This is a genomic window from Actinoplanes sp. NPDC049265 (assembly GCF_043197135.1).
Lineage (GTDB): Bacteria > Actinomycetota > Actinomycetes > Mycobacteriales > Micromonosporaceae > Actinoplanes.
This window is the reverse complement of the sequence record NZ_JBICSP010000011.1, coordinates 156,455-166,071: the sequence shown is the minus strand read 5'-3', so window position 1 is coordinate 166,071 and position 9,617 is coordinate 156,455. Positions and strand designations below refer to the sequence as shown.

Annotated in this window: 7 protein-coding genes; 4 read left to right on the top strand and 3 right to left on the bottom strand. The window is 62.5% G+C overall.

Annotated elements, in window-relative coordinates; all coding sequences use genetic code 11:
* Nucleotides 1–304: 304 nt before the first annotated feature.
* Together ACGFIO_RS25665 and ACGFIO_RS25660 are read right to left on the bottom strand one after the other, a co-directional pair.
* Entirely contained in the window at nt 305–1,420 is a 1,116-nt protein-coding gene (locus ACGFIO_RS25665; RefSeq protein WP_392829288.1) for an FAD-dependent monooxygenase, read from the bottom strand.
* Nucleotides 1,417–2,220, bottom strand: coding sequence for an alpha/beta fold hydrolase (locus ACGFIO_RS25660; protein ID WP_392829286.1), 804 nt, complete (start codon nt 2,218–2,220; stop codon nt 1,417–1,419). The genes ACGFIO_RS25665 and ACGFIO_RS25660 overlap by 4 nt, the downstream gene beginning before the upstream one ends.
* Before the next feature lie 91 nt (nt 2,221–2,311).
* Between ACGFIO_RS25660 and ACGFIO_RS25655 the strand changes: the two genes are divergently transcribed.
* The 3 genes from ACGFIO_RS25655 (at nt 2,312) to ACGFIO_RS25645 (ending at nt 6,818) form a co-directional block, all read left to right on the top strand.
* A complete protein-coding gene (locus tag ACGFIO_RS25655) occupies nt 2,312–2,938 on the top strand; it encodes a TetR/AcrR family transcriptional regulator (RefSeq protein WP_392829285.1) in 627 nt (208 codons plus the stop codon).
* Nucleotides 2,939–3,653: 715 nt separating this feature from the next.
* Complete coding sequence (locus ACGFIO_RS25650) at nt 3,654–4,646, top strand: hypothetical protein (RefSeq protein WP_392829283.1); 993 nt, start codon at nt 3,654–3,656, stop codon at nt 4,644–4,646.
* A 954-nt stretch (nt 4,647–5,600) separates the two neighbouring features.
* Nucleotides 5,601–6,818 carry a DNA cytosine methyltransferase gene (locus tag ACGFIO_RS25645; protein WP_392829281.1) on the top strand — a complete coding sequence of 406 codons (1,218 nt, stop codon included), beginning with the start codon at nt 5,601–5,603 and terminating at the stop codon, nt 6,816–6,818.
* Here the strand turns inward: ACGFIO_RS25645 and ACGFIO_RS25640 are convergent.
* A complete protein-coding gene (locus ACGFIO_RS25640; protein WP_392829279.1) occupies nt 6,815–7,609 on the bottom strand; it encodes a hypothetical protein in 795 nt (264 codons plus the stop codon). The two genes, ACGFIO_RS25645 and ACGFIO_RS25640, sit on opposite strands and share 4 nt — an antisense overlap.
* 173 nt (nt 7,610–7,782) lie before the next feature.
* Here ACGFIO_RS25640 and ACGFIO_RS25635 point away from each other — a divergent pair, with 173 nt between their 5' ends.
* Nucleotides 7,783–9,555, top strand: a complete 1,773-nt coding sequence (locus tag ACGFIO_RS25635) for an ATP-dependent endonuclease (RefSeq protein WP_392829277.1) — start codon at nt 7,783–7,785, stop codon at nt 9,553–9,555.
* Nucleotides 9,556–9,617: the final 62 nt, after the last annotated feature.

Here is a 9,617-nt window from a genome sequence, read left to right as displayed (position 1 = left end):
TTCACCAAACCGCACTTTGATCCAATTCAACATCATTCGGCATGCGCACACCTCAGCGTCCCACTCGACGACCATCGCAGCTTGAATTCTGACAGCAACCCTGACAGCAGCCGACCCGCATGGCGGCGGACACGCATGATCGATCCGCCCACACGCCGACACCGGCGGCCGGTATCGAGTCCCTGGTGTCCCCGCTGTCCCCCAACCCGCTGTGAGCAGCGAAAACGAGGGGGACAGCAGGGGGACAGCCGGACTGTGGTCGTGAGCCACCGAACATGCGGCGGGTAGCGGGCCCGCCAGTGCGCTAGTGACCGACAGTGACCGGTTGGAGCAGCTGGTTCCGTGCGACGATCGCTTCCTGGGTGAGTGGCACCAGAAGCGCGCCACCCTCCTTGACCGTTCCCTGGGCGAATTCGACATAGGGCCTCTGGCGGGCCTCGTATCGCGGGAAAGCCGCGACGTGATCTCCGTTCGATCGGTCGAGTTCCTCAGCGAGGAATTGAGCTCCGGTCATCGCCAGGGAGGTGCCCCGCCCCGCGAGCGGGGATGCGCAGTGGGCGGCGTCGCCGACAAGCGCGACCCGGCCTCTGTGCCAGGCCGGCATGTGGATCTGGCTGACCGAGTCGAAGTAGACGTCGGGATCGGCGCGCATCGCTTCGAGGATCGGCTGGACCTTCCACGAACGGCAGTCGGCGAACTGGTCGGACAGGATCTTTTTCTGCGCTTCGACGTCGCGGTAGTCGTAGTCGATGGGGTCCGACGCGAACATCAGAAGGCCGATTGCCTTGTCCTTGAACCGGGCGATGCCGGCCATGTGCCCGGGATAGCTGTACATGGGGTTGATCCGCTCGGCTTCGGCGTCAGCCTCGTCGGGCATGTCGAAGATGGCGACGTAGAGGCCGAGATGCCGGATCCAGTTCTGCTCCGGACCGAACACGAGCCGTCGCACCGCCGAGTGCATCCCGTCGGCGCCGAGGACCAGGTCGAAGCCCTCCGCGTTGCCGGAGGCGAACCCGACATCGACCCCGTCGTCGTGCTCGGCGATCGAGTTCACCGACTCGCCCAGACGCAGGTCGACGAGGTTGGGCAGTGCGTCGGCCAGGATCCGGTACAGGTCCTCGCGGGTGATCTCGATGTCGTCGGGCGAATCGCCGATGTCCTCGGGCAGGCGGCCGACGGCCGCGCCGTTCTCGTCGACGAAGTGCACCTGCTCGGTCATGCTGATCCGCTCGTCGCGGACCGCAGTCAGGATTCCCATCTTGCGGGCGACCTCGATCGCGTCGCCGCGGACGTCGATGGGCGAACCGTTGCCCCGGAGCCGTTCGGCCCGCTCGACGATGGTGACGTGATGGCCTCGCATCCCGAGGTCACGTCCGAGTGCGAGACCGGCGACACCCGCGCCGGAGACAAGGATTTTCATGCGTACTCCAAACCATCGACGTTGACGGGGTGCGCGAGCACGAAATCGCGAAGCAGCTGGGCGGTTTCCTGCGCGAACTCGATCGTGATTCCGTGGCGTGCCCCCGGAATCACCGCCAGCCTCGCCCCCGGGATGGCGGCGGCGATCTTCCGACCGATGTCGGGGTGAGCGGCGGGATCGTCCTCGCCGTAGATGAGCAGGGTGGGAGCGGTGATCTCGGGCAGTCGCGCGGTGATGTCGAAGCCCGGGATGGCGGCCAGCCGTCGCGCATCCGCCTCCGGTGAGCGGTGGACCAGGACCGACTTGAGTTCGGCCACCATCTCCTCGTCGGCCTGCCCGCGGTCGGACAGGGCGAAGGCGAGCATCCGAGCGTCGCGCTGCGAGGGCGACAGTTCGACGATCTCCGAGGCCACGGGCGCCTGAAGGGCCGAGGCGTCGGAGAAGGTGGCGCCGACCGTCAGCGACTGCACGACGCCGGGATCCGAGACCGCGACCTGCAGGGCGATGAAGCCGCCGAACGAGGAGCCGAAGATGTGGGCTCGCTCGTACCCGAGGCCCCTGATCAGCGCGGCGCAGTCCGCGGCCAGGTCGGGGATGCCGTACGGCTCGGGCGGGTTGACCGATGCTCCGGAATCACGCTGGTCGTAGGCGATCGCGCGGATGCCGTCACCAAGCCGGGGCCGGAACGTGTCGTACTGGATGTGGGTGCTCTCCCCGCCGTGCAGCAGGATCACCGGCTCGCCGGCGCCGGACTCGGCGTAGGCGATCTCGATCTGGCCGGCCTTGAACGTCTTCATCATCATCACATCCTTAAAGAGACTAGCTGTCGCTTTAAGGTAGCTCGCGCTCCGCCGTCGTGTCCACCCGGGAGGCAGGTGTGAGAATCGAGGCGTGGCGCAGGACAAGGAGACCGCCGGGGCGAGCGACGCCGGCGTACGCCCGGCCGCGCGGCCGGGTGGCCGTAACGCTCGGGTGCGGTCGCAGATCCTCGCGGCGACCACCGAGCTCGTCGCCCGCAACGGCGTGGCCGGGCTGCGCTACGAAGAGATCGCCGAACTCGCCGGAGTCAACAAGAACAGCGTCTACCGCAACTGGCCCGACCGCGCCGAGCTGGTCAGCGCCGCCCTGAAGCGGTATGCGGAGGAGTCCGCACCCCTACACGACTCCGGCGACCTCCGCCGAGATCTGGTCGACTTCCTGCTGGTGCTCGCCGAACGCATGACCACCCCGACCGGACGGGCCCTGATGCAGGCCGCCATCGCGGCCCCCGGGCACACGGAACTCGACGAGGCGGTGCGGGCCGCTTACGACCAGCAGTTCGCCACCGCCCGCCGCCGATTCGACAGCGCCGCCGCCAAGGGAGAAATCCCACCGGTCGACAGCTACTTCTTCATCGAACTGCTCTCCGGCCCGGTGTACCTCTACGTCAACCGGCGACGCCACCCCTTCACCCGCGAGGTCGCCGAGAAGATCGTCGACGTCATCCTGGCCGGCCTCCACGCGACCGCTAGCGCGTAGCCCCGGCGTCGGTCATGACTGAGCCGGGCGTGGTGCCGGCGGCGGCGTACGACCCGGTAGGCGTCTGATCTCGGCACCGTGTAGCCGGTCGAACCTCTGAAGCTTTCGCGACGGATGTGCAGTCCGTGCCTCTGACTGTCCCTGACGTGCCGGGATGCCCGTCCGTGAGCGGGCGTTGCTGTGCATTCGCCGCGGCCAGGTTCTCGGTCAGGTCGTTGGCCGGGGCACCGTAGGCGGCACGGCGCCCTGGAAGCGACACACCGGCGAGGCACAACGAGACCGCCCTCTTGGATGCGTGCGGTGCGACTCGCGTGTAGTCCAGTTTCCGCTCACAGGCGGGTGTGGGAGAGCAACGGGACGACGCTGAAGGTCGACGACTCCTGAGCGGGGCTGAAGGTCGACGACTCCTGAGCGGGACCGACGAAGAAGGCCCCTCCCCGCCGGTTCGGCAGGTGAGGGGCCTCTTTGCGCTTGTGGTGGCGGGTAGAGGATTCGAACCTCTGAAGCTTTCGCGACGGATTTACAGTCCTGTCACCACAAGGGCCATGACCAGGCAGTTTGGTCGGAATCTGTACGTCGTGGGGACGCATAGGGGAGAGGGCTGAAACAGGGCGACTGATCTCGGACTGTCACTCCGCGGTCACTGTCTGCCCGGCTGCGTCGGAACTTGCTTCGACTCCGAACCTTGTCGTACCCCCATGCGAGGCTGGCCAGCATGCAATTGATCGACGACCGGGGCGTGCCGATCGACGCTGAGTACACCGCCGAGGTGGACGGCGGTCACCTCGCGATCGTCCTTGAGAGCATGAGCGGCAAGTCAGCCGCCAGGGCGGCACGGAACACCGACTACCGGCCCGCTCTCGAACTCCTCCTGGCCCGGCTGAGAGACCTCGGCGCAGTTGTCGAAGCCGCGGTTGTCGACTCCCTCGCCACCCAGCGGCGACAGATTCCAGAAGCCGATCGAGCGCTGCTCCCCGGCCCGGTCCGACTTGCGGATGAGCCAGACCTTCCGGCCCTCCGGCGGCACCTCACCAACGCCCAGATGACTATCGGCCAGGCCTCGGATGCGCGACGGCCGGGCAACAGCACCAAGCGGATACGGCTACGCCTCGCCGTCCCTGGCTACGGCGTCGATGACGCCGAACGCCTCGCTGCCGACCTGGCCACCGGGTTTGCGTCCCAGCCCGACCATGCCGTCCAGGACCAACAGGCGGGGGAAGCCCTGCTCGCTGCATTGGGTATCCCTGCCGAGATCGTCGACGCGGAGAAGACCCACGTAACCTCCACCAGCTACGAACGTACGTCCGGCACTGTCGTCGTTCGCCGCGCCGAGGCGGCCCTGCTCGCACGCTACCGACAAAGCATCGCCGGCTCAGGCGACCACCGATTGCTGTCGGCGGTCGGTCACACCGATCTCTACATCATCGAGACCGGCGAGATCATCGAAGCGAAGCGAGGCGCTGTACATCGCTACGTCCGTGACGCTCTCGGCCAGCTCCTGGACTACGCGGTCAACGTGACAGCCCCGGTCGGCAGGCTGACCGCTCTCTTCCCGGCCGAGCCCAGCAACGCGGACATCGGGCTTTTGCACACCTACGGCGTGGACTGCCTCTACTGGGACGGGGACAGCACCTTCCCTAGAAGGCCAGCGCCGGATGAGGCGCGGGAAGCGATGCGCCCGCTGTGGGCAGCAACCCTGAGAAAGTAAGCCGGGACCGGCTGACCGGCTCGGTGTCACTCACTGGTCACGCTCGTTCTCGCAGTTAAACCGCGATGGAGTGACACCAGTGACAAGAGTGACACCAGTGACACGCCGACCCGTGCCGAGCGCGGGTTCCCCGAGCGGCGGGCCTCCGGCCCAGCCCTGCTGGGCCGGCGCAAGCGGCCTGCGAAGTGGGCCGCCCTGAATCCGTGCAGAGAGAGCTCACCGGGTTTCAAGACCGGTCGCAGCACGGCTGTTACCGGGGCGAACACTTGGAACCCGCAGCGCATTGGGCAGTATGCGGGCAGCAGCGGTGCGCACCCGTCAACCGCAGCGCACACCGCCAGGGTTGGAGACAGCGGGGACAGTCGGGACGCCCGCCAGACCTAGGCGCTCGTATGAGGGGGCTGCCGCGGCTGCGCCGTCCACATACCACCCACGTTCACGGCCGAACCGTCACGCTGGAGGTAGGACAGGCTTGCGCTTACGGCATCGACCGTCGCGTCGTACCCGTTGCTTGCGAGCCTTTCAGCTATGGCGTGGCGATCGAGAGGGGTTGCTGCCTCAGTGAGCAAGGATCGTATGACCGGTGTGATCCGACGCCGAGTGAGAGAGGTCGGCCTCTTGACTCCACCCATGCGTTCGGGCGGGGGAGCGTCGGCAAGACGAGCGAGTGACAGCGCCAGGCCATACTCCTCATCTTGGAGCTTCTCAAGCCTTGTGACGACGGACGCGATCTCGGCGCGCACCGACGCCAGACGGCTGCGCAGTGCTTCGCCCTCCGATTCCACGCCAAGAAGCTACCAAGGTGCATCCCTTACCAACGGAACGGCGGAGCTTGACTTGACTTGACTTGAGTTGGGATGATCGGTAACGTGCCGTTGTTCTCAGTCCGGTGCGGGCTCTCGGCTGTACGGCCGCTGGCCAAGTAACGTACGGACGTCACGAGGAGGAACTAGCTTGCGCCAGTCAACGTACTCAACCATCGACCTGTTCTCCGGCGGTGGCGGCATGAGCTATGGATTCCATGCTCATGACAGCTTCACCATGGTTGGCGCTGCGGACGTAGAGGTCGGCAAGCCAAGCACGGGGCACGGCGCTATTGGGTGCAATGCGACGTACGAGGCCAACATGGGCATCGCTCCTCTACACGTCGACCTTTCTGCCGTTGAACCAACAGAGTTAGCAGCGCAGATCGCTCCTGACGAACAGCTCGATGTCCTATTGGCCTGTCCTCCGTGCACCGGATTCTCCCGGGCGATATCCAGAAACTATGTCGAGGATGACCCTCGCAATTCCTTAGTAGCGCGGGTGGCTGACTTTGCCGCCGCCCTCCGCCCAAAGGTAATCGTGATGGAGAATGTGCCACAGCTCTTGAACGGCAACTTTAGGCACCATTACGAAGCACTCTACGCAAAGTTGGCGACGCTAGGTTTCCGCGTCCACGCCTCTTCGCACCTGTTGACCCGCTTTGGTTTGGCGCAGCAACGTGAACGTGCGCTGGTGATTGCTGTTCGCGACGAGTACCCAATGAGGTCATTGGAGGATCTCTGGGATGGGTACAAAGTTAATCCCGCTGCTGTGACAGTCGAGCGAGCCATCAAGTGGCTTCCCGCTATTGTCACAGGACAGACGGACCCGCACGATCCCAATCACACCAGCCCACTACTAGCAGGGGATTCGTTGGAGCGTATCCGGGCGATGCCCCATGACGGGGGCAGCTGGCCGGATCTCCTCAAGGACCCCGATACCGAGAAGTACCTCATTCCCTCCATGAGGCGCGCAGTCGAAATTGGACGCCTGAACGCATACTGTGATGTCTATGGAAGGATGGCCTGGAGCCGGCCCGCGCCGACGATCAAGCGTGAGTGCTCGCATGTCGGGAACGGCCGTTACGCGCATCCGGAGCAAGACCGTCAGTGTACTGTGCGCGAGCTGGCCATCCTTCAGGGCTTTCCAAGCGACTACCGCTTCGTGGGAACAAGCCGGAAGAACCTCTATCGGCAGGTCGGAGATGCAGTTCCGCCCTTGATCTCATTTCAGCTGGCTCACGTCGTGAATTGGATGCTTTCCGGCAAGCAGCCGGATATGGACCAGGTCTTTCTTGCGAATACCCACCTGACATCGTCGGATCTTGTAAGGATCGACACTGGCAATAAGCAGCTGGCGCTTCTCTAGTCTTTAATCGTTAGCTCTTGATTGCGGGGAATCATCCACGAACCATGATCGATAGCGCGTGAGGTCTGATACCACAGCCGAACCTTTTCGACGCTTGAGTCCAGCAAGATTCGGAAGGTCCTGCCCTGGTGGCCAGGGTAGGTGAAATTGGCGCCGAAGCTTGGTGACTTACCTGTCTTGCTGAACTCGGCCGGACTTGCATTCTCGAAGAGGTCTACGAGGATTCGAACTGGGATCTCTTGTAGGCGATAGATGACGGCTTCGGGGCGCATGAACGCCCGCATTACCACAATCCGATCATAGCCAGCCAAGTGCCTCGGCAGCTTTTCTCGAACATCGGTCGCGCAAGCTTCCGGTGTAACGCATTCCCTAATCCATCGCGCCTCCATGAGCTTCTCGATCTTAATCTGGTTGACCGATATACCCGCAGCAGCTTCCGTCTTGAGTGACCACTTCGTTCCAGCTCCGATGACGTCATAGGGGTAGGCGCCCGGCGTTATATTGAGCTGGGCATCATGACCCTGCGCGATCAAGCACTGTTTGAACACGTATTCGAACGGCTTTTTGCTGAGTGCTTCTTCGTGCAGCGCATGATGAAGGACCAAGAAGTTCGACATCATCTCGGCGAAGGTTGCGTCGACGAAGTCGCTGTGGTGGCCGCTCTCGAAAGCGATAGGTACCTTCAGGGCATCCACGACGGATCGGACTATCTTCAGCTGGTTTTCAGTAAGGCCGTCGACGCCTTGCATGAGGGCGTCGCGAAGTGGGCGTAGCGGGTCGTCCTTCGGCATGGCGGGATCGTACGGCCGGCGCGTGTCGATGCCGAGCAGTCCCCCCGGGTGGTTCTCGGCCCGCAGACCGGGTATGAGAGGTCGGTTCGGTTACTGGACACCACGCCCCAGCAACGACCAGGATGGACGGACGAGTGTGGCCTCCAGTGCTACGCCCTTCAGGAGGACGTCCTGTGGACCCGGTGCATGGCGATCTGGCGAAGATGCTGGCGGCCAACCAGCTAGAGCCCTTCATCAGGCACATCAGGTTTCCACACTTTCGTGGACTTCGTGACGGTACTCATGTCGACTTCGAGCATCCCGTCACTGCCCTCGTGGGCCCCAATGGAACGAACAAGACTGCCATCCTAAGGGCGTTGCAGGGTGCCCCAGAAAACACCAACCTTGGCCAATATTGGTTCTCTACGAACTTGGACCCGATTATCCCTGAAGATCGTCATCGCTTTATCTATGGTTACTTAGCTCAGTCCGTTGGCGAGGTAGTCGAAGTCGTGAAGTCAAGGATCGCCAGAGAAGGTGACCCGGACTACTTCGAACCCGCTCGCCCCATCCTACAGGACGGCATGGCAAGGATGACGCCGATTCCTAAGGGTGGGCCTATGCCTGCGGATCGTACCGCCACTCGATGGAAAACACTCCCAAAGAATGTGGTTTATCTAGACTTCAGATCTGAGCTTTCCGCGTATGACAAATTTTTCTATCACTCTCCCTACCGTAAGGGCACGACGCCTGCGACTAAGAAGTCTCATATTCGCCGGAGGGCAACGTATGTGTCTTACGCACTAAGCGGGAAGGTCGCCAGTCATACTTTCTATCAGAAAGAGCGAATAATCTCGCCTGCCGTCAGCTTGAGCAAGCAGCAAGTTGAGGCGATTTCCCTGATTCTCGGACGTGAGTACGACTCCATCGACGTCCTTGTCCATAGCTATTTCGACGTGCCGGGAGCAACTGTCGTTCTTAAGTCTGTGGGAGTCCGCTACTCCGAAGCCTTCGCGGGGAGCGGTGAATTTGCCGTTGTCATGTTGGTCAAAGCAATTACTGACGCCGAACCTCGGTCTCTGATCTTGCTCGACGAGCCCGAGGTGTCTCTTCATCCTGGAGCCCAGCGTCAGTTGATGGCATTTGTTGCCAAGCAAGCAAAGAGCAAGCGTCATCAAGTGGTTGTCTCTACCCACGCACCCGCAATCGTCAGTGACTTGCCTCCTTCTGCAATCAAAGTTTTTCTGCGGAGTGAGAGTGACGGGAAGGTTGATCTCGTCAGTCAACGAACGGATCCAGTCGACGCATTCTTCAGGCTTGGACTGCTGCCAGCGGAACGGTGGACAGTCTACGTCGAGGACAAGCTCGCAGCTTCAATCGTGCGAACGGCAACGAGGCCATTGGGAGAGGGACCAAACTCCCGATTAGCAATCGAGGTTCTGCCCGGTGGCGCAGGAACGATCAAGAGCCAGTTTCTCCCTAATCTAGCGCTCACGAAGCGTAAACGTTGCCTCATTCTGCTTGATGGCGATCAGCGGCCATCCACTGTACTCCCCGATCCAAGCACGCTGGTAGAAGCGAGCATTGAGGGCGCGCTAGGCGATGCTCTGGGCGTGGCGCTCAAACTGCCGCTTGATAGGGGGCCGGGTGGGGTCGGGACCCAAAAGTTTCAACTGCAACGACTGATCATGGAATGGACGTACCGGAACCTGGATTACCTTCCGGGTTTAAACCCTGAGGCTCTTTTGCTCGATATGGAAGGTCATGAGGGATCACCGGAGAATGGGAAGGGAGTATGGGTCGAGCGAACTAAGGCTTCCTTAGGTCTGGCGGAGTGGGAGGAAGTAAACGCGAACGACATTCTGCAAGAGCAATACCGCGCTTTGGGCAAAGTAGATCCGAAACGCGAAGAATTGGCGGCTATTCGTGAGCGAGTTGAGAAATTCTTGCATGGGGCGGACGAATAGTCCCGGCTACGCGGCTGACCATGGGCCAGATTAATTCGGTCTGATGAGCGATCCCGTTGCGT

Bases quoted from the DNA above. Each gene is read 5' to 3' on its own strand.
- ACGFIO_RS25665 (WP_392829288.1), bottom strand. From the start codon at position 1,420: ATGAAAATCCTTGTCTCCGGCGCGGGTGTCGCCGGTCTCGCACTCGGA.
- ACGFIO_RS25650 (WP_392829283.1), top strand. From the start codon at position 3,654: ATGCAATTGATCGACGACCGGGGCGTGCCGATCGACGCTGAGTACACC.
- ACGFIO_RS25640 (WP_392829279.1), bottom strand. From the start codon at position 7,609: ATGCCGAAGGACGACCCGCTACGCCCACTTCGCGACGCCCTCATGCAA.
- ACGFIO_RS25660 (WP_392829286.1), bottom strand. From the start codon at position 2,220: ATGATGAAGACGTTCAAGGCCGGCCAGATCGAGATCGCCTACGCCGAG.